The sequence below is a fragment of the Spirilliplanes yamanashiensis genome, assembly GCF_016863475.1.
GTDB lineage: Bacteria > Actinomycetota > Actinomycetes > Mycobacteriales > Micromonosporaceae > Spirilliplanes > Spirilliplanes yamanashiensis.
On the sequence record NZ_BOOY01000012.1, the window covers coordinates 1 to 18,768 of the forward strand.

Annotated in this window: 18 protein-coding genes and 1 pseudogene; 7 read left to right on the forward strand and 12 right to left on the reverse strand. The window is 72.3% G+C overall.

Annotated elements, in window-relative coordinates:
* Positions 1 to 659: pseudogene (locus Sya03_RS09625) on the forward strand (hypothetical protein); the annotation flags it as partial.
* A 126-nt stretch (positions 660 to 785) separates the two neighbouring features.
* On the opposite strand, the gene rplI reads toward Sya03_RS09625, so the two are convergent.
* The 5 genes from rplI to Sya03_RS09650 all read right to left on the reverse strand — a co-directional run bounded on the left by rplI (position 786) and on the right by Sya03_RS09650 (position 3,649).
* Positions 786 to 1,235 carry a 50S ribosomal protein L9 gene (gene rplI / locus Sya03_RS09630; RefSeq protein WP_203937876.1) on the reverse strand — a complete coding sequence of 150 codons (450 nt, stop codon included), beginning with the start codon at positions 1,233 to 1,235 and terminating at the stop codon, positions 786 to 788.
* 14 nt (positions 1,236 to 1,249) lie between these two features.
* The gene (gene rpsR, locus Sya03_RS09635; RefSeq protein ID WP_007073789.1) at positions 1,250 to 1,489 is read right to left on the reverse strand and encodes a 30S ribosomal protein S18; all 240 of its coding nucleotides are present in this window, start codon (positions 1,487 to 1,489) and stop codon (positions 1,250 to 1,252) included.
* Positions 1,490 to 1,510: 21 nt separating this feature from the next.
* Entirely contained in the window at positions 1,511 to 2,083 is a 573-nt protein-coding gene (locus Sya03_RS09640) for a single-stranded DNA-binding protein (protein ID WP_203937904.1), read from the reverse strand.
* Between the two features lie 77 nt (positions 2,084 to 2,160).
* The gene (gene rpsF, locus Sya03_RS09645) at positions 2,161 to 2,454 is read right to left on the reverse strand and encodes a 30S ribosomal protein S6 (RefSeq protein ID WP_203937877.1); all 294 of its coding nucleotides are present in this window, start codon (positions 2,452 to 2,454) and stop codon (positions 2,161 to 2,163) included.
* Between the two features lie 265 nt (positions 2,455 to 2,719).
* Positions 2,720 to 3,649, reverse strand: coding sequence for a hypothetical protein (locus Sya03_RS09650; RefSeq protein ID WP_203937878.1), 930 nt, complete (start codon positions 3,647 to 3,649; stop codon positions 2,720 to 2,722).
* 133 nt (positions 3,650 to 3,782) lie between these two features.
* On the opposite strand from Sya03_RS09650, the gene Sya03_RS09655 reads away from it, so the two are divergent.
* Both Sya03_RS09655 and Sya03_RS09660 read left to right on the forward strand, forming a co-directional pair.
* Positions 3,783 to 4,559 (forward strand): deoxyribonuclease IV, encoded by a 777-nt coding sequence (locus Sya03_RS09655; protein ID WP_203937879.1) that lies wholly within the window; start codon positions 3,783 to 3,785, stop codon positions 4,557 to 4,559.
* Between the two features lie 385 nt (positions 4,560 to 4,944).
* Entirely contained in the window at positions 4,945 to 7,059 is a 2,115-nt protein-coding gene (locus Sya03_RS09660; RefSeq protein ID WP_370872134.1) for a putative glycosyltransferase family protein, read from the forward strand.
* Positions 7,060 to 7,684: 625 nt separating this feature from the next.
* Here the strand turns inward: Sya03_RS09660 and Sya03_RS09665 are convergent.
* A complete protein-coding gene (locus Sya03_RS09665; protein ID WP_203937881.1) occupies positions 7,685 to 9,208 on the reverse strand; it encodes a glycosyltransferase family 87 protein in 1,524 nt (507 codons plus the stop codon).
* Positions 9,209 to 9,274: 66 nt separating this feature from the next.
* Between Sya03_RS09665 and Sya03_RS09670 the strand changes: the two genes are divergently transcribed.
* Positions 9,275 to 9,631, forward strand: coding sequence for a nucleoside triphosphate pyrophosphohydrolase family protein (locus Sya03_RS09670; protein WP_203937882.1), 357 nt, complete (start codon positions 9,275 to 9,277; stop codon positions 9,629 to 9,631).
* A gap of 7 nt (positions 9,632 to 9,638) precedes the next feature.
* Here the strand turns inward: Sya03_RS09670 and Sya03_RS09675 are convergent, their stop codons facing one another.
* Positions 9,639 to 12,281, reverse strand: a complete 2,643-nt coding sequence (locus Sya03_RS09675) for a transglycosylase domain-containing protein (RefSeq protein ID WP_239107266.1) — start codon at positions 12,279 to 12,281, stop codon at positions 9,639 to 9,641.
* A gap of 259 nt (positions 12,282 to 12,540) precedes the next feature.
* Entirely contained in the window at positions 12,541 to 12,966 is a 426-nt protein-coding gene (locus Sya03_RS09680; protein WP_203937884.1) for a DUF5318 domain-containing protein, read from the reverse strand.
* Between the two features lie 188 nt (positions 12,967 to 13,154).
* Here Sya03_RS09680 and Sya03_RS09685 point away from each other — a divergent pair, with 188 nt between their 5' ends.
* Together Sya03_RS09685 and Sya03_RS09690 are read left to right on the forward strand one after the other, a co-directional pair.
* Positions 13,155 to 13,781 (forward strand): PadR family transcriptional regulator, encoded by a 627-nt coding sequence (locus Sya03_RS09685; RefSeq protein ID WP_203937885.1) that lies wholly within the window; start codon positions 13,155 to 13,157, stop codon positions 13,779 to 13,781.
* A 20-nt stretch (positions 13,782 to 13,801) separates the two neighbouring features.
* Positions 13,802 to 14,881, forward strand: coding sequence for an inositol-3-phosphate synthase (locus tag Sya03_RS09690; RefSeq protein WP_203937905.1), 1,080 nt, complete (start codon positions 13,802 to 13,804; stop codon positions 14,879 to 14,881).
* Between the two features lie 44 nt (positions 14,882 to 14,925).
* Here Sya03_RS09690 and Sya03_RS09695 read toward each other — a convergent pair whose 3' ends face one another.
* The 4 genes from Sya03_RS09695 to Sya03_RS09710 form a co-directional block, all read right to left on the reverse strand.
* Positions 14,926 to 15,426 (reverse strand): GNAT family N-acetyltransferase, encoded by a 501-nt coding sequence (locus Sya03_RS09695; protein WP_203937886.1) that lies wholly within the window; start codon positions 15,424 to 15,426, stop codon positions 14,926 to 14,928.
* A gap of 5 nt (positions 15,427 to 15,431) precedes the next feature.
* Positions 15,432 to 15,896 carry a methylated-DNA--[protein]-cysteine S-methyltransferase gene (locus Sya03_RS09700; protein WP_275411439.1) on the reverse strand — a complete coding sequence of 155 codons (465 nt, stop codon included), beginning with the start codon at positions 15,894 to 15,896 and terminating at the stop codon, positions 15,432 to 15,434.
* Between the two features lie 63 nt (positions 15,897 to 15,959).
* Positions 15,960 to 16,283, reverse strand: a complete 324-nt coding sequence (locus Sya03_RS09705; RefSeq protein WP_203937887.1) for a hypothetical protein — start codon at positions 16,281 to 16,283, stop codon at positions 15,960 to 15,962.
* Between the two features lie 104 nt (positions 16,284 to 16,387).
* On the reverse strand, positions 16,388 to 17,854 hold the full coding sequence (locus tag Sya03_RS09710) for a CCA tRNA nucleotidyltransferase (RefSeq protein ID WP_203937888.1): 1,467 nt from the start codon (positions 17,852 to 17,854) through the stop codon (positions 16,388 to 16,390).
* A 35-nt stretch (positions 17,855 to 17,889) separates the two neighbouring features.
* Between Sya03_RS09710 and Sya03_RS09715 the strand changes: the two genes are divergently transcribed.
* Positions 17,890 to 18,750, forward strand: a complete 861-nt coding sequence (locus Sya03_RS09715; RefSeq protein WP_203937889.1) for a hypothetical protein — start codon at positions 17,890 to 17,892, stop codon at positions 18,748 to 18,750.
* Positions 18,751 to 18,768: the final 18 nt, after the last annotated feature.

An 18,768-nucleotide genomic window follows, 5' to 3' on the forward strand; every position in this document is an offset into this window, starting at 1 on the left:
GTCCGGGGACGCTGGCGCCGGGCGAGTCCCAGCGCTTCTCGACCGACGACTACCCCGGCGGCCGCCCCCGCGGCGCGCAGAGCGGCACGGCCCGGGTCACCCCGCGCCCGCCGGTGCGCGCGGCCGGCTCGGCGCGGCCGGTGTCACCGGTCGACTGGGCGGAGAACCGGGGCGGCGGCGAGGAACTGCTGGTGCCGCGGCGCACCCCGGACTGGCAGGAGCCCCCGACGACGACGTGGCCGCCGCGCGGCGCGGGCGGCGGCGGTTCGACGGGCGCGTACGAGCGGCGGCCGGTCGGCACGCTCACCCGGCCGGCGCCCCGGCCCGTCGACGAGCCGGACGAGGACCTCGACGACGAACCGGGTGGCGTCAAGGCGGCCCTGGGTTACACGGTCGTCTGGTACAGCGTGCCGGTGGTGCTGTTCGTGCTGTACATGCTGGTGCTGGACCCGACGCAGCGCGGCCACGCGTTCGACACGCTGATCGACGCGGCGCCGCGGTTCGGGCTGTCGCTGCTGCTGAGCCTGCCGGTGGCGATCGGGCTGCGGTGGGTGAGCGGCACGTGGAAGGCGGCGAGCGTGGGGCTGGCGGCGGCGGTCATGGGCGGCGGACTCGCCACCGTGCTGCTGTCGGCGATCACGGGCCAGTCCCTCAGCTGACAGGGGCGCGGCTCGCAGGACGCAGGCGGAAAGCCGGCAGCACGCAGACCCGCGGGCCATCACCCTCCGAACACGACAATGGGCGCGTCCAGAAAGGACGCGCCCATTGCGGGAAAACTGCCGGAACTACTTGGCGGCGTTCACGTTCAGCGCGAACGAGGCCGTGACCTCCGGGTGGAGCTTGACCGACACCTGGTAGCCACCGGTCGACTTGATGTGACCGGGCATCTCCAGGCGGCGGCGGTCCAGCTTGGGGCCGCCGGCGGCCGCGACCGCGTCGACGACCTCGGCCGGGGTGACGGAGCCGAAGAGGCGGCCGCCGTCGCCCGCGCGCACGCTGAGGCTGACCTTGAGGCCCTCGAGTTGGGCCTTGACCTCGTTGGCCTGGCCCAGGTCACGGATCTCGCGGGCGTCGCGCGCCCGCTTGATGACCGAGACCTGCTTCTCGGCGCCCTTGGACCAGCGGATCGCGAAGCCCTGCGGGAGGAGGTAGTTACGGCCGTAGCCGTCCTTGACCTCGAGGACGTCGCCCGGCGTGCCGAGGTTCGTCACTTCCTGGGTGAGGATGATCTTCATGTCAGCGCCTCCCGTCAGCGGGCCGTGGCCGTGTACGGCAGCAGCGCCATCTCGCGGGCGTTCTTGACCGCGCGAGCGATCTGCCGCTGCTGCTGGGAGGTGACACCGGTGACCCGACGCGCGCGGATCTTGCCGCGGTCGGAGATGAACTTGCGCAGCAGCGCGGTGTCCTTGTAGTCGATGTAGGTGATCCCGTCCTTGTCGAGCGGGTTCACCTTCTTCTTCGGCTTGCGCAGAGCCGCAGCCTTCGCCATGGGGTTACTCCTGAACGTTTCTTAGAAAGGTGGCTCGTCGTCGAAGTTGGTGCTGGCGCCGCCGCCGCCCGAGCGGTTGCCACCGCCGGACGAGGTCGGAGCGGCCGTGGCCCAGGGGTCGTCGAAGTTGCCTCCGCCGCCGCCCTGGTTACCGCCACCACCGCCGCCGAAGCCGCCCCCGCCGCCGGAACCGGAGCCGCCGCCGAAGCCGCCACCCCCGCCGCCGGAACGGGACATCTTCTGGACCTTCGCGGTGGCGTACTTCAGCGACGGGCCGATCTCGTCGACCTCGAGCTCGATGACGGTGCGCTTCTCTCCCTCACGCGTCTCGTACGACCGCTGGCGCAGCCGGCCGGACACGATGACCCGCGCGCCGCGCTGGAGGGACTCGGCGACGTGTTCCGCCGCCTGCCGCCAGACGGTGCAGGCGAGGAACAGTGGCTCGCCGTCTTTCCACTCGTTGGTGGTCCGGTCCATGGTCCGCGGCGTCGAAGCGATGCGGAACTTGGCGACCGCCGCACCCGACGGGGTGAAGCGCAGCTCCGGGTCATCGGTCAGGTTCCCGATGACGGTGATGATGGTCTCTCCTGCCATGACCTTCTCCTCGCGCACTCAGTCGTTCTGCACGGAAGGCTCTCAGAGCCCACCGACAACAAAACGAGCGAGCGCGATCAGCGCGTCTCGGGCCGGATGACCTTGGTGCGCAGGATGGACTCGTTGAGCCGGAGCTGGCGGTCCAGCTCGGCAACGGCCTCAGGCGTGGCCTGGAGGTCGACGACGGCGTAGATGCCCTCGGCCTTCTTGTTGATCTCGAACGACAGGCGCCGGCGGCCCCAGACGTCGAGCTTCTCGACCGAACCACCCGAGCTGCGGATCACGTTGTTCAGGTACGTGTCCAGCGAAGGGGCGACGGTGCGCTCCTCGAGACTGGGGTCGAGGATCACCATGAGTTCGTAATGACGCAAGACATTCACCTCCTGTGGGCTAAGCGGCCACGGTCTCTCCGTGGCAGGAGGTCTGGCGTCGTTCGCAGAAACGCCGCGGGAACCGAGCCCCACGGCGCGCAGTCGGCGAACCGAGCAAGTGTAGCGGACATGAAAAACGCCCCACCGAGGTGGGGCGTAGAGCCGCGGGGCGCCCACATCCGCATTCAGCTGGGTGGGACCTGGGGAGGAACGACCACACCGATGAGGTTGGACGCCGGCGCCCCGCGGAGCCTGTGCGGACAGTCTAGACCATTGTCGCCCGATTTGCACGTTGCGAGACGATCGCCCTAATTGCACCAGCTGTCACTCCAGCCGCACACACCGTCGCGATGATCGCGAGCAGGCCGACCGGGCCGGTCTCGGTGAGCGGGTCCAGGGCGGCCACCGGTTCCGCGGCCATCGAGCCGTCGGCCGCCGTGGGCAGGCCGCCGTCCGGCGCCCCGGCCGGCGACAGGTCCAGCGTGGGCGGACCGGGCACCAGCAGCGGGTTCTCGCCCGGCGGCATGCCCGGCACGACCACCGGGCGGCCGGCCTGCGCCGTCGCCCCCGGCCGCGCCGCCGTCCCGCCGGACCCGCCCGAGAGGCCGCTGTCCGGCAGGCCGGCCCCGCTCGACCGCTGGGGACCCGGCACCGCGTTCGGCATCCCGCCCCGAACCCCCGTACCACCGGACGTGCCCCCACCGTCGGGGAGCGTGCCGGGCGCGGGCGCCGAGACCGACGGCGCCGGCTCCGGATCGCCGGCGGCGGCCGGCGCCTCGGGCGACGGCGTCGGCTCCGCCCGGGCCGGCTCGACCGACACGCGGACCGTGCGCGACTCCTCGCTGAGCACGCACGACGGCTTCAGCTTCAGCGTCACCGGCCCGCGCCGGAACAGCACCTCCGCGGACGACTCGTTCTGGATCTCGCCCTGCGTGGCGCCGTCGAGCAGCAGCCGCGCGCGGTACCCCGTCCGGTTGACGACCCGCACGGTGGAATCCGCCGGAACCGTGATCGACCGGACGTCCGGCCGGGCCACGCAGCTCAGCCCGAGCAGACCACCCCCGTTGAAGACGATCTGCTCACCGGACTCGGTCGCCGCGTCGGCGGCACCCCCCGCGAACACGGACAGGGCGACCACCGGCGCCGCGGCGAGCACCGCCAGCACGGCGGCACGGTGTCGGAACTGCGGCGCCATGCGACAAACTCCCTAGCTCGGCGGAAATGCCGGAAAGCGATGGGCGTGCGTGGATCTGCCTGGCCCAACGACCCGCCGAGCGGCACGGTGACGCGCCGGGGGATTGTCGTACGGGGGGCATAGGGTTTGTGGCATGCGTCTGGGAGCCCACGTCGATCCGTCCGACCCCCTGGCCGCGGCCGCCGAGCGCGGCGCCGAGGCCGTCCAGTTCTTCCTGGCCGACCCCCAGGGCTGGAAGGACCCGCTCCCCCGCCCCGACGCCGACGCGCTCAAGGCGTCCGACGTGGAGATCTTCATCCACGCCCCCTACGTCATCAACGTGGCGACGCTCAACAACCGCATCCGCATCCCCAGCCGCAAGATCCTGAGCGCGCACGCCACCGCCGCCGCGATGGTCGGCGCCAGCGCCCTGATCGTCCACGGCGGCCACGTCAACAAGGGCGACGACCTCGCCGCCGGCGTCGATAACTGGCGCAAGACCTTCGAGCGCGCCGCCGAGACCGGCGGCTTCCCCGTCCAGGTCCTGGTCGAGAACACCGCCGGCGGCGACAACGCCGTCGCCCGCCACTTCGACGCCATCGCCCGCCTGTGGGACGCCATCGGCGAGTACGGCGTCGGCTTCTGCCTCGACACCTGCCACGCCCACGCCGGCGGCGAAGACCTGCTCACCGCCGTCGACCGCATCAAGGCCATCACCGGCCGCATCGACCTGGTCCACGCCAACGGCTCCAAGGACCCCTTCGACTCCGGCCGCGACCGCCACGAGAACTTCGCGGCGGGCGAGATCGACCCCGATCTCATCGTCGCCGTCGTCTCCGCCGCCGGTGCGCCGGTCATCGTGGAGACGCCCGGGGGTGCCGAAGGCCAGTCCGCGGATATAGCCTTCCTGCGCGACCGCGTCGGTCGCTGACGCGACCGCACGCGCCAGGGGGCCAAGAGCAATGACCGACCCATCGGGTACGCCTTCGCCCGCCCCTGCCGATTCCGGGGCGCCGCCGCTCGAGGCGGGCGCTGGGTCCGGGGGCCGAGAACCGGCCGGGCCGCCGCCGGCTCATGCCGCCGGTCCCGGTCCGGGCGCTTCGTCCGGGGGTGGTTGGCGTCGGCTGTTCCGGCGCGGGTTCGCGGGTGGTGGGTCACCGGCAGCGGGTCCGGGTGGCGGGGTGGGGGGTTCTCCGGGCGCCGCGGGGTCGGGCGCGGGCGCTACCGCCGCCCGGCCTGGGGCAGCGCCCGCGGCTCCGGCAGCCGCCGAGGGGCGTGACGCGGCGTCGGCCGTCGCCGCCGACCGTGGCGCGGCCATCGCCGCCGAGTCCGGTGCTGCCTCGGGGACCGCTGGGTCGCCGGGCAACAAGGTTGGCGCCGGGTCCGCAGCCAGCCCTTCCCCTGCTTCCGCGGGCTCGGTCAAGGGCACCGACGGCGGCTCCTGGAGCGGGTCCGACGTCGGCGAGACCAAGGTGGACAGCGACCCCACCGCATACATCAAGGCCGCCGCGGCCGTCGGCGCCGGCTCGGCCGGGGCCACGGCCACCACGGCCACCACGGCCACCACGGCCACCACGGCCGCCGCGCCGGCCGCCGCCTCCGCGGCTGCTGGTGGCACCGACATCCAGGTAAAGCCCGCCGACCAGAAGCCGCGCACCCCCGAGGAGCGCTGGTCGGAGTTCGCCACCGCGCAGGAGGCGCCGCCGAGCCGGCCCGTGCGGATCCTGCGGGCGGTCGGGCGCGGGCTGGTGCACGAGTACACCCTTGTCATCGTGGCGGCGCTGCTGGTGGCCGTCGCCATGACGTGGCCGACGCTGCGCTACCCGGCGTACACGATCCCGCAGGACATCTGGGACCCGACGCTGCAAGCGTGGCAGATGGCCTGGTCGGGGCACATCCTGCTGACCGACCCGGCGAACCTGTGGAACGCCAACACCTTCTTCCCGGAGAAGTACAGCTTCGCGTTCTCCGACAGCCTCCTCGGCTACGCCCCGGCCGGCATGATCGGCACCGGCCCCGAGGCGGCGCTGATCCGCTACAACATCATGTTCGTGCTGGCGCACGCGCTGACGCTGATCGGCGCGTACGCGCTGGTCCGGCAGCTCGGCGCGGGGCGCATCGGCGGGGCGGTCGCGGGGCTGGCGTTCACGTTCGCGCCGTGGCGGCTGGCGCAGGAGGGCCACCTGCACATCATCTCGGCCGGCGGCATCCCGCTGGCCCTGGCGATGCTGGCGCGCGGCCACGGCTTCTCGCTGCGCCACGGGTACCGGCCCGAGCGGCGGCACGTCGGCTGGGCCGTCGGCGGGTGGCTGGTCGCGGCGTGGCAGGTGAGCCTCGGCTTCGGCATCGGGCTGCCGTTCGCGTACGTGCTGGCCCTGGTCGTGCTGGTCTCGGCGATCGTCTACGGCATCCGGACCGTGCTGCGCCGCCGCAAGCCGTTCGGCAAGAAGCTGCTCATCGCCGACCTGATCGGCGGGGCGATCTTCGCGGCGGTCGGTGCGCTCATCGCGTTGCCGTACTTCCGGGTCACCGAGCTGCACCCGTACGCGCAGCGCAACATCGCCGAGATCGACTTCTTCTCGCCGCCGTGGCGCAGCCTGCTGCTGGCGCCCAAGGAGTCCCTGCCGTGGGGCGACCTGCACGAACCGGCCCGCGAGGGCCTGCCCTGGCCGCCGGAGATGACGCTGCTGCCCGGGTTCGCGCTGTACGCCCTAGCGTTGATCGGCCTGCTGTTCTCCGTGTGGAAGCTGCACGTCCGGCTGCTGCTGCTCGCGGGCGCCGTCGTGGCGGCGGTGCTGGCGCTGGGCATGGAGGTCTTCGACGGCCGGTACACGTACGTGCCGCTGTTCGACTTCCTGCCCGGCTGGAACGGCATCCGCACCCCCGGCCGCCTGATCATGTGGACCACCCTGTTCCTCGGCATCCTGGCGGCCGGCGCGGTCAGCGAGTTCGGCCGCCGCGCACACCGGGTGGCGCGCACGCGCATCCCGTCGTGGCCCGGCCCGTGGCTGCGCGCGGCCATGGTGATCCCGGTGCTCCTGGTCCTCGCCGAGGGCCTCAACCGCACCGCCCACCCCGTCGTCCCGGTCCAGCCCGCCGCCATGCGCACCGTCGACGGCCCGATGCTCGTCCTGCCGACCGCCGAGCTGTCCGACATGCACGTGATGCTGTGGTCGACGACGACGTTCCAGCAGGTCGCGAACGGCGGCAGCGGCTTCACCCCGCGCCGCACGGCCGAGTTGCGCAAGGCGGCGGAGACGTTCCCGGACCCGGTGAGCATCGGCTACCTGCGGTCCCTGGGCATCCGCACGGTGGTCCTGCTCCGCGACAGCGCACCGGGCACCCCGTGGGAACGCGCGGGCGACGTCCCGGTGGAGTCCCTGGGCATCACCCGCGAAGACTTGGAGGATTCGGTTGTCTTCCGCCTCTGATCCTCTGCGGGGTGGGCGGCGGGCGGTCCGGGGAGTGGCCGGGAAGGCCGGGCCCGAACCGCACCGCCAAGGACAGGGGAGGGCCGACCACTATTCGGCCTACCCGAACAGGGCCGGCGCGATCGGACGGGGCTAGGACGGTCTTAGCTGGCTGGCGGCAGTCGGGCGAAAACAAGCGTGGCTATGGCCGACGCACCGCTGCAGGCCGCGGGCGGGCCGCGCGCCGCAGGCGGGTCCGCGCCGCAGGCGGGTCCGCGCCGCAGGCGGGTCCGCGCCGCAGGCGGGTCCGCGCGGCAGGCGGGCGCGCACCGCAGGTAAGCCACCCACCGCAGGTGGCCACCCACCGCAAGAGGGTCGCGCGCCGCAAGGGGAGCCACCCACCCCAGGTCGGTCGCGCTCCCCAGGTCGGTCCTGCCGCATGTCGGTCGCGCGCCGCAGGTCGGTCGCGCGCCGAGGATCGGCGCGCCACAGATCGGCCGCACGCCACACGCGGGCCGCGCACCGCAGGTGGACGCGGGCTTTGGCCGAAGGCGGGCGGCGGCGGGCCGCAGGCCCCGGAGAAGCCGGCACGGCGGCGGTATCCCCCACGCCGCAGACCCGCAGCCGCGGCACTACCCCTGTTGTGTCAGCCCGCCGCAGCCGGCACCGGTGGTGGCGGTTCCGCCGGCGCCGGTGGGTCAACCCGGCGCCGGCCGAACGGGAAGCCCCGCACGTCCGGTGCCCCGTCGAGGACGCCGCCGTCCGGGTCGTCGTCGTAGGTCTGGCGGACCGGGTCGTTCTCGGGCTTCAGAATGTCGCGGATGACCAGGCCGACCAGGACGGCGACGGTGACCAGCCGCAGGGTCGAGGCGAGGACGAAGGTGCCTTCGGGGATCACCTGGCGGCCGCCGGCGCCCAGCAGCTCCGCGTAGAAGGCGGTGAAGTAGGCGAACTCGGCGACCTGCCAGGCGAGGAAGGCGCCCCACTTCGGCCGGGCCAGCACGATGAGGGCGAGCAGCCACAGGTTGAACTGCTGCGACCACACCTTGTTGGAGATGAGGAACAGGGCGACGACGAGGAACGCCACCTGCGCGAACCGGGGCCGGCGCGGCGCCAGGACGATGAGCAGGGCGACGCCGAGGCAGCACAGGATGAACAGGCCCAGGGTGACGTTGTTGAGGTGTGGTTCGACGTGGTCGCTGAGCCACTGGAAGGGGCCCTGGTCGCCGGGCTGGCCGGAGTTCCACTTGCCGTCGAACCAGCGCCCGATGTACCAGAGCGTGCCCCAGTCGATGGGGCGGGTGGTGTTGAGTTCGGCGAAGCGGCCCCAGTTGTCGGGGTACAGGATGTAGATCGGGGCGTTGACGGCGATCCAGGCGACGGCGGCGGTGGCGGCCGTGGTGATGCCGGCGCGCAGGCGGCCGGCGCGTACGCACAACAGCAGTAGTGGGCCGAGCAGGAAGACGGGCCACAGTTTCGCGGCGGCGCCGAGGCCGATGAGCACGCCGGCGAGGACGGGGCGGCGGCGGGCCCAGGCGAGCATGCCGAAGGTGGCCAGGCCGATGGCGAGGAAGTCCCAGTTGATCGTGGTGGTGATGAACAGCATGGGCGCGACGGCGAACATGGCGGCGTCCCACGGCCGGCGGCGGCGCAGCGACAGCAGGCAGGCGCAGGTGGCGACGGCGAGGGCGCACAGCACGAGGGCGTTGACGTCGTAGAACGCCTGGCCCTGGTTCATCTCGGGGTAGCGCTGGCCGAGGGCGTGGATGGGCAGGCCGAGCAGGCCCATGAAGATGCCGGTGAGCACCGGGTACTCGACGGGGAACTCCTGGTAGGGCACCTTGCCCTCGCTGAGACCGTCGGCGTAGTACAGCGCCAGCACGTCGGAGTAGCAGAACCGGGTGTACTGGATGTTGGAGCCCCAGTCGCCGTCGCGGCAGGGCGACTTCTGGATGTAGTGCAGCACCAGCACCAGGCAGCAGAGGGCGAGGACGATGCGCGCCGCCGTCCAGAAGCCGCGCCGCACGCCGGACGGGCGGTCGTTCGCGGCGGCGTGGGTGCCGAGCGGGCCGCCGATGGCCTCGGAGAGGCCGCGGATGAAGCCGTCGGACCGGGCGGGGGAGTCCTGCCGGTCCGGGCGGTCGGTGTCGGGCGACGACGGCACGCTCATGAGAACGCATCATGCCGCATCGGGCCGGACCGCACGATCACTGTGTGGTCACTACGCTTCCGGGCCATGGACCTCGACGCCCTGACCGGTCAGGTGGCAGCCGTGTCGGACCGGTACGCGGCCCGGCACGGCTTCGTGCGCGACGACGCCTGGTACCTGCTGAAGTTGCAGGAGGAGGTGGGTGAGCTGACCCAGGCGCACCTGCGCCGCACGGGCCAGGCGCGCACCAAGGGCCTGTCGGCGGAGCAGGTGGAGGCAGGGTTCCGGGCGGAGCTGGCGGATGTGCTGTGCCACGTGCTGCTGCTGGCCCGGCACCACGGGGTGGACCTGGCGGCGGAGGTGGACCGCAAGTGGCTGGTGCGGCTGTCGACGGCCGACGGCCGGCTCCCCACGGATGGGGAACCGGCCGCCGAGGGCTCCTGACGCCGGGCTAACCCGGCCCGGGCAAGGTTGTCGTGGGTTCGCCCTCGCCGTCCTCGCCGTCGTTGCCGCCGCCGTTGTTGCCGTCGTTGCCGCCGCCGTTGTTGCCGTCGTTCCCGCCGCCGTTGTTGCCGTCGTTGCCGTTGCCGGGGAAGCCGGGCAGGCCGGGGACGGTGGGGTTGCCCCCGTTGTTGCCGTTGTTGCCGTTGTTCCCGCCGTTCTGCTGGCAGTTGAAGTCGAAGATGCCGCAGGTGGGCTGCTCGACGACGGGCGCCGGCTGGCCGTTGCCGATCTCGTTGTCGGCGCTGCCGGTGAAGACCCGGGGGAGGAAGTTCTCCTCGGGGGCGTCGATGGCGTCGCTGGCGGCGTCGAGGAACTTCTTCCAGACGAGGGCGGGGTAGGAGCCACCGGTCATGCCCCGGTCGCCGCCGGGGATCTTGATGGGCAGCTGCTCGGTGCGGATGATGCCGTCCTTGCCCTTGACCAGCTTCTCGTTGCCGATCCAGACGGCGGCGGCGATCTGCTTGGTGGCCCCGACCATCCAGGCGTCACCGTTGGCCTTCGGGTACTTCTCCTGGTCGGAGGCCTCCCAGGTGCCCGTCTTGCCGATGGCGGGGCGGCCGCCGGAGAGCGCCTTGCCGTTGTGGCCCGGGATCTGCTTCAGCACGCCCTGCAGGTCGGCGATGATGTCCTTCTCGAACGCCTGCTTGCGGTCGCGCTTCTCGACCTTGTACGGCTTGAACTCGCCGCTCTTGGGGTCGCGCTTCTCGACCTTCTGGATGAAGTGCGCCTTGTTGTAGACGCCGTCGTTGGCGATGGTCGCGATGCCGTTGGCGTGCTCGATGACCGGGACCTCGTACTGGCCGAAGCCGATCTCGTTGTCGAAGTTGCCCTTCTCGCCCTTGTCGACGTTGAGGATCTTGCCGCCGCCGGCCGCGCGGATGTGCTGGATGCCGGCGTCGTGGGCGGCGTCGAGGACCTTGTCCGGGCCGAGGCCGTCGGCGATCCAGTAGAACGGGAAGTTGTACGACTCGATGGTCGACATCTCCAGCGGGCAGCGCACCTTGTCGCACTTGAGGTTCTGCCGCTCGGAGTTGCTGATCGTCTTGCCGAGCTTGTTCTTCACCGTGGAGTCGAACGTCGTCTTGAACGACACACCGGCCTTGAGGGCCGCGAGCAGCGTGTAGATCTTGAACGTCGAGCCGGGGGGCCGGCCGCCCTCGGTCCAGTTGTTGTTCAGGCCCGCGTAGTCCCAGCCGGTGCCGTCGGGGCCGCCGTAGTAGGCGAGCACCCGGCCGTTGTTCGGGTCGACGGCCACGATCGCGGTCTTGTAGGTCTTCGCGAGCTCGCTCATCGGCGAGTCCTTGTTGTCGCGGTCCGCGACCTCCTCGGCGGCCTTCTGCACCTTGGGGTCGATCGTGGTGTGGACGCGCAGGCCGCCCTCGTTGAGTTCCTTCTCGGTGATGTTCATGGCCTTGAGCTCGGCGGCGATGTACTTCTTGATCTTGCCGAGCGGCTGGCTGTCGATGTCCGAGCTGCCGTTGGTCTTCTTCTGCACCTTGGGCAGCTCGGTCGGGCGGTCGGCGGGGTTGAGCCAGCCCTTCTCGACCATGTTGCCCAGGGTGTAGTTCCAGCGCTGGAGGGCCTGCTGGGTGGCCTCCTCGCCGTTCGCCGGGTCGTAGCCGGGGTGGCCGCCCTCGACGGGCTCGGGCTGCTTGATCATGGAGGCGAGCAGCGCGGCCTCGCCGGCGGTGATCGCGCCCTTCTGGCCGACCGGGGTCAGCACCGACTTGCGGAAGAAGGTCTGGGCCGCGGCCTCGACGCCGTAGGCGCCGCGGCCGAAGTACACCGCGTTGAGGTAGAGGCCGAGGATCTGCGGCTTCTTGTAGTCCGACTCGAGCTTGCGGGCCAGCACCGCCTCGCGCAGCTTGCGGTTGTAGCTGATCTCCTTCATCTCGGCGGCGTGCCGGGCGTACTGCTGGGTGATCGTCGAGGCGCCCTGCGTGGTGCCGCCGGAGAAGTTGTTCCAGGCGGCGCGGGCGATGCCCTTCATGTCGATGCCGCCGTGGTCGTAGAAGTTCTTGTCCTCGGCGGCGACGACGGCGTCCTTGACGAACTTGTTGATCTTGCCCTCGGGCACCACGGAGCGGTTCTGGGTGCCGAAGGTCATCAGCTTCTTGCCGGTGGCGTCGAACACGACCGTGGTCTGCGCCTCCACCTTCGGGGCGACCAGGTCGACGTCGTCGTAGAACCAGGTGAAGCCGACGACGCCGGTGCCGAGCAGGATGACCAGGACGGCGGCCGCGGCGGTGAGGATGTTCGCGCGGCGGCGGCGCTTGGCCCGCTTGAGCGCGGCCTCGCTCTTCGGCGGGCCGCCGGCGCCGGGGGCGCCCAGCTCGTCCATCGCGCCGGCGGGGCGGACGGCGGCGCGCGCCACCGTGGCCCGGCCGGGCGTGGCGGCGCCGACGGACGCCGCACCCACGGCCGCGCGGCCCGACGTGGTGCTGCCGACGGGCGCCGAGCCCACCGAGGCGCGGCCCGCGCCCACCGACGCGCGGCCCGCGCCGACGGAGGCACGGGCGGCGGCCACGGACGCCGAACCGGCCGGGCGGCCGGTCGCGGGGTGCAGGTAGCTGGCTCGGCCGGAAGGCACGTCCTCGTCGTCGGAAGCACCGGACGGCCCGGGCACCTGGGCCCGGGCTCGTGCGGAGGAGTTGTCGCCGTACGAATTCATCAAGGACACCTGCCGGTCGCGGTGGCGCGCGATGACGACCCTGCCGGGCCGTCGTGAGCTTCGCCACGAACGGACATTCTCGGCTGCGCCGGCGCAACCGTCGTGTGGACTGTCGTCCCGCCGCGGGCGGGACCTGAGCCCCGCCACTCTAGTAAACGGGTCAACATGCGGGGATCGTTCACCGTCGGCCGTCCCGTCCTCGCGCGGCTTCCGCGGCGGGGGGCTGGCCGGGCGTGTCGAGCAGGTCCCGTCCGAGCAGGAACTGCTCGACGAGATGGTTCCAGGAGCAGGTCGGGCAGTACTCCACCACGAAGACCTGGAACTCACCCAGCGTCATTGCCAGGACGCTCAACTCGGCCAGCTTACGAGCCTGGCCGGCGGAGTTCTTCAGTTCGTCGCCGTAGATGTAATGGACGAGCGTCACATTGTCCTTGCGGCAGACCGGGCAGCGCTCGTCCGTCGGCTCGCCGTGGAACCGCGCCGCGGACTTGAGGTAGGGCGAGGCGTCGCACACCTCGTGCTGCATGATCTTGCCCGTGTGCAGCTCACGCAGCAGCGCCCGCTTCTGAAGCGAGTAGTCCACCACCTGCCGCTGGGTACGCACGCCCGAAAGAGTACGCGGTCGGCGGATGGGTCGCGACCATCGTCACGGAGCGTGCCCGCACCACTGCGTAACTCAGGATTTACCCCGCCTCTCGTTGCGGTCCACCGCCGCGCGGCATACGGTGACGATGTATCGGGCCGATACATCGCACCGCGCGATGGGACGGTCTCTGACCGTGAGGAGGGGCAGTGCTCGACCTCGCGATCCTCGGGCTCCTCCAGGAGGCCCCGATGCACGGCTACGAGATCCGCAAGGAGCTCGCCACCAAGCTCGGCGCCATCCGGGCCGCCATCAGCTACGGCACCCTCTATCCCACGCTCAAGCGCCTGCACGGCGCCGGGCTGATCAGCGAGGCCGGCGAGACGGCCCCCGACGCCGAGCAGGTGCCGCCGCTGACCAGCCGCCGCGGCCGGGTCGTCTACGAGATCACCGCCGAGGGCAAGGAGCGGTTCGCCGACCTCATCGCCCAGACGGGCCCCGACGCGTACGACGACGCCAGCTTCGGCGTGCACTTCGCCTTCTTCGCCCGCACCGACCGCGCCACCCGGCTGCGCATCCTCGAGGGGCGCCGACGGCGCATGGAGGAGCGGCGCGAGGGACTGCGCGACGTGCTGGCCCGCGCCACCGAGCGGCTCGACGCGTACACCCTCGAGCTGCAGCGCCACGGACTCGACGCCTGCGAGCGCGAGGTCCGCTGGCTGGAGGAGCTCATCGCCAGTGAGCGCTCCGGCCGTCCGCCGGCCACCTCGGCCGGCCCCGGGAGCACCACCACCCCCAGCAGTGAACCGCGTCCGCAAGAGCAGGACCGGCCGTGATGAACAAGGAGGAAAACGCGATGGGCTCCGTCCGCGTCGCCATCGTCGGTGTGGGTAACTGCGCCTCGTCCCTCGTGCAGGGCGTGGAGTACTACCGCAACGCCGACCCCGCCGACCGCGTCCCGGGTCTCATGCACGTGACCTTCGGCGACTACCACGTCTCGGACGTGGAGTTCGTCGCGGCGTTCGATGTGGACGCCAAGAAGGTCGGCATGGACCTCAGCGAGGCGATCAACGCCAGCGAGAACAACACGATCAAGCTCACGGACGTCCCCCCGTCCGGCGTGCAGGTCCAGCGTGGACCGACCTTCGACGGCCTCGGCCAGTACTACCGCGAGATCGTCGAGGAGTCCGACGCCCAGCCGGTCGACGTGGCCGCCGCCCTGCGCGAGGCGAACGTCGACGTCGTCGTCTCCTACCTGCCCGTGGGCTCGGAGGAGGCCGACCGCTTCTACGCCCAGGCCGCGATCGACGCCGGCTGCGCGTTCGTCAACGCGCTGCCCGTCTTCATCGCCTCCGACCCGGTGTGGGCGCAGAAGTTCACCGACGCCGGCCTGCCGATCGTCGGCGACGACATCAAGAGCCAGGTCGGCGCCACGATCGTGCACCGCGCCCTGGCGAAGCTGTTCGAGGACCGCGGCGTCGAGCTGCTGCGCACGTACCAGCTGAACTTCGGCGGCAACATGGACTTCATGAACATGCTGGAGCGCACCCGCCTGCAGTCGAAGAAGATCAGCAAGACGCAGTCGGTGACCAGCCAGATCCCGCACGAGATGGCCAAGGCCGACGTGCACATCGGCCCGTCGGACCACGTGCCGTGGCTCGACGACCGCAAGTGGGCCTACATCCGCCTCGAGGGCCGCAGCTTCGGCGACACCCCGCTGAACGCGGAGCTCAAGCTCGAGGTGTGGGACTCGCCGAACTCGGCCGGCGTCATCATCGACGCGGTCCGCGCGGCGAAGATCGCCCTCGACCGCAAGATCGGCGGCCCGATCCTGTCGGCGTCGTCGTACTTCATGAAGAGCCCGCCGGTGCAGTACAACGACCACGACGCGCACGCCGCGGTCGAGGCCTTCATCAAGGGCGAGATCGAGCGCTGACGCGCAGCACGACGTGAGGAGGCCGGGCCGGAAGGCCCGGCCTTCTAGCGTTCGCGGGCCAGCAGGGATGCCTGCTGCTCGTAGAAGACGCCGTCGCGCTCGTGCCGGAAGCCGGCCTTCTCCAGCACGCGCCGGGACGCGGCGTTCTCCGGGCGGACCACCGCGACCACCCGCTGCAGGCCGCACTGCTCGAAGCCGTACCGCAGGATCGCGTGCGCGGCCTCGGTGGCGTAGCCCTGGCCCCAGGACGAGCGCCCGAGGTAGTAGCCCAGCTCGACGTCGTCGGAGCCGTCCAGGCGCTGCAGCCCCGCGTGCCCGATGATCTTGCCGGTGGCGCGCAGCTCGGCGATCCACATGCCGAAGCCGTCGCGCTCCCAGCCGTCCAGCCGGTCGGCCCAGCGGCGCAGGCTGTCGGCCAGCGGCAGCCGCCGGTGCGCCCAGGTCACCGCCGCGTCGTCGTCGACCTCGGCGCGGTGCGCCGCCAGGTCCTCCGCGCGGAACCCGCGCAGCACCAGCCGCTCCGTGCCGACCTCCGGGATCACCACACCGCTCACCCCCACGCCCGTTCCAGCGCGACCCGCGCCTCCAGTTCCAGCAGCCGGCGCTTGCGGTCCAGGCCGCCGCCGAACCCCACCAGCTTGCCACCGGCGCCGACCACGCGGTGGCACGGCACGAGCACGGGTACGGGGTTGCGGTTGCAGGCCGTGCCCACCGCCCGGGCCGCGCCCGGCTCGCCCAGCGCGTGCGCGATGTGCCCGTAGGTCACGGTCTCGCCGTACGGGATGCGGGCGATCTCGCCCCAGACGGCCCGCTCGAACGCGGAACCGCCGCGCAGCTCCACCGGCACCGTGAAGGTGGTCAGCGCGCCCGCGAAGTAGGCGGCCAGGTCGTCGGCGGCCGGGCCGCGCGCCGGGTCCGCGCCGGTGATCGTGCCGCCGAACCGCACCCCGACCACCGTGTCACCGTCGACGGTCACGGTCAGCGGGCCGATCGGCGACGGCACCACCATGCTCATCGCCCCATTGTGCCGCGGGCGGGCGGCCGTCACCGGCCGCCCGCCCGCCCCGCCGGAGGACCGTCAGGCGAGGTTGACCGTCTTGGCGAAGATCGTGCCGTACGGGCAGGTCTTGTAGCTGCGCTGCGTCGGCAGCACCCACGGGCCGTAGGCGGTGTAGTTGCTGCCCTGGTGACGGCAGGTCAGCTGCACCCGGTAGGAGTCGCTACCGATGCCGGTCCCGTTGCTGCACAGGGCGTAGGCGGTGGTCGTCGACGTCGAGTAGGCGCTGCAGCCGAACGCGCGGGCCGACGCCGGGGTGGCGCCGACCGCGGCGACGGTGCCGACGGTCAGGGCGAGCACGGCGGCGCCGCGGGCCAGAACGCGGGCCGTTCGATTCCTGAGCATGAAACCTCCGGGAGAATGTGTGCCGACGGTCATCGGCACCTCTCGGACGGTAATCGTCGGACCATTGTGGAGGATCATCCTTATCGATGATCAGATCCACCGGGTCAGCCCGTGGGATTGTCTTCCCGGGCCGACGGCGGCAGGTGGCCGTGCTCGCGGGCCCAGCGCAGCAGCTCCGCCTCGGCCTCGTCGCGGTCGAGCGGGCCGCGGTCGAGGCGCAGCTCCTTGAGGAAGCGCCACGCCTGGCCGACCACCGGGCCGGGCGGCACCCCGAGCAGCTCCATGATCGCGTTGCCGTCCAGGTCGGGCCGGACGCGCGCCAGGTCCTCGGCCGCCTCGATCGCGGCGATCCGCTGCTCCAGGGCGTCGTAGTCGGCGGCCAGGGCGGCCGCCTTGCGCCGGTTGCGGGTGGTGCAGTCGGACCGGGTCAGCTTGTGCTGGCGCGACAGCAGCGGGCCGGCGTCGGTGACGTAGCGGCGCACCGCCGAGTCCGTCCACTCGCCCCGGCCGTAGCCGTAGAAGCGCAGGTGCAGGGCGACCAGCTCGACCACGTCGGACGTGACGTCCTTCGGGTACTTCAGGGCCTTCATCCGCTGCTTGGTCAGGCGGGCGCCGACGACCTCGTGGTGGTGGAAGCTGACCCGGCCGTCGCGGCCGACCGCCTTGGTGGCGGGCTTGCCCACGTCGTGCATGAGCGCGGCCATCCGCAGCACGAAGTCCGGCCCGGCGTCGCCCTCCAGCCGCACGGCGTTCGACACGACGATGAGCGTGTGCTCGTACACGTCCTTGTGCTGGGCGTGCTCGTCGATCTCCAGCTTCAGGCCGGACAGCTCGGGCAGGAACCGGTCGGCGAGGCCGGTGTCGACCAGCAGCCGCAGCCCGGTGACCGGGTCGGCGCCGCACAGCAGCTTGGTGAACTCGTCGCGCACCCGCTCGGCGGTGATCCGGTCGAGGTCGGCGGCCATGGCCCGCATCGCGGCCAGCACGGCCGGGTCGACGGCGAACCGCAGCTTCGACGCGAACCGGGCGGCCCGCAGCATCCGCAGCGGGTCGTCGCCGAACGACTGCTCGGGGGTGCCCGGCGTACGGATGACGCCCGCGGCCAGGTCGGTCAGGCCGCCGTACGGGTCGGTGAACTCGTGCCCGGGCAGGCTCACCGCCATCGCGTTGATGGTGAAGTCGCGCCGCCGCAGGTCATCCAGCAGCGACGTCCCGTACGCCACGGTCGGGTTGCGGGTGACCCCGTCGTACGCCTCCGCCCGGAACGTCGTGATCTCGATGCGCAGGCCGTCGCGCTGCACGCCGATCGTGCCGAACTCGCGGCCGGTCTCCCAGATCGCGTCGGCCCAGTTCTTGACCAGGGCGAGCGTCTGGTCGGGGTGCGCGTCGGTGCAGAAGTCGAGGTCGTCGCCGAGCCGGCCGAGCAGCGCGTCGCGGACGGACCCGCCGACCAGGTGCAGCTCGTGCCCGGCGGCGGCGAACCGGCGGCCCAGCTCGTCGGCGACGGGGGAGACCCGCAGCAGCTCGGCGACGGCGTTGCGCTGGGCGGCGCTCAAGGAAACGGTGGACATGGGAGCACCAGGGTATACGCGGCAGAATGGCGCGCATGCCCGTCCCCCCGGCCCTGCGCGCGCGCACCGAGGACCCGTCGTTCTGGTCGGCCCTGCTGCTGCGCGACGGCGACCTCGGCGGCGACCTCCGCATCAGCCTGCCCGTCGCCGCCGGCTACGGCCTGGTGCTCGACCTGGCCGGCAGCGACCAGGCGCTCGGCCTGCGCGAGCCGCACGCCCACGAGCCGGTGCAGCTGGGCTGGGCGGCCCCCGGCCGGGCGCACCCGGCGGTGCTGAGCTTCGCCGACCTCGAGCTGTGCGGCCGGGTGATCGCCCTGGACGACCCGACCCTGCCGCACCCGGGCCTGCCGGTGGCGCTGCTGGCCCGATTCGCGCCGGACGCCTCGCCGGGCGCGCGGGCCACGCTGGAGGCCGCGTACCGGTCGCTGCGCCGGCCGGTGCCGGAGGTGCCGGGACCCGAGCAGGCGCCGCTGCCGCTGTTCGCCGACGAGCGGTGGTGGCCTCGGCCGCCGTCGGACCGGGTGCTGACCGAGGGCGACATCGCCGCCCTGGTCACCCTCAGTGGCGCGGCCGCCGCGGCCCCGTCCCGCTCCTTCCTGGTACGCGCAGCCCGTGAGCGCCTGGCCCGCACCGCCCGCGAGCCGTGGTGCGACCCGGCGACCGTGGCGGCGGCGGACCGGCTGACCGGCACCGGCGACCTGGGCACGGCCGGCGCGGTGCTGGCGGCGCTGGAGCGGGCGGGCTGCGACCACCCGACGGTGCTGGACGCGTTCACCGAGCCGGTCGTCCCGGCCGAGGCGTGCTGGATGGCGGAGACCCTGACCGGCGCGGCGCCCGGTGCGGCGCTGGACCGCTGGCTGCACGCGCCGGGCCCTACCGGCAGCCCGTTAGGGTGATCGGTGTTCCGCCCGCAC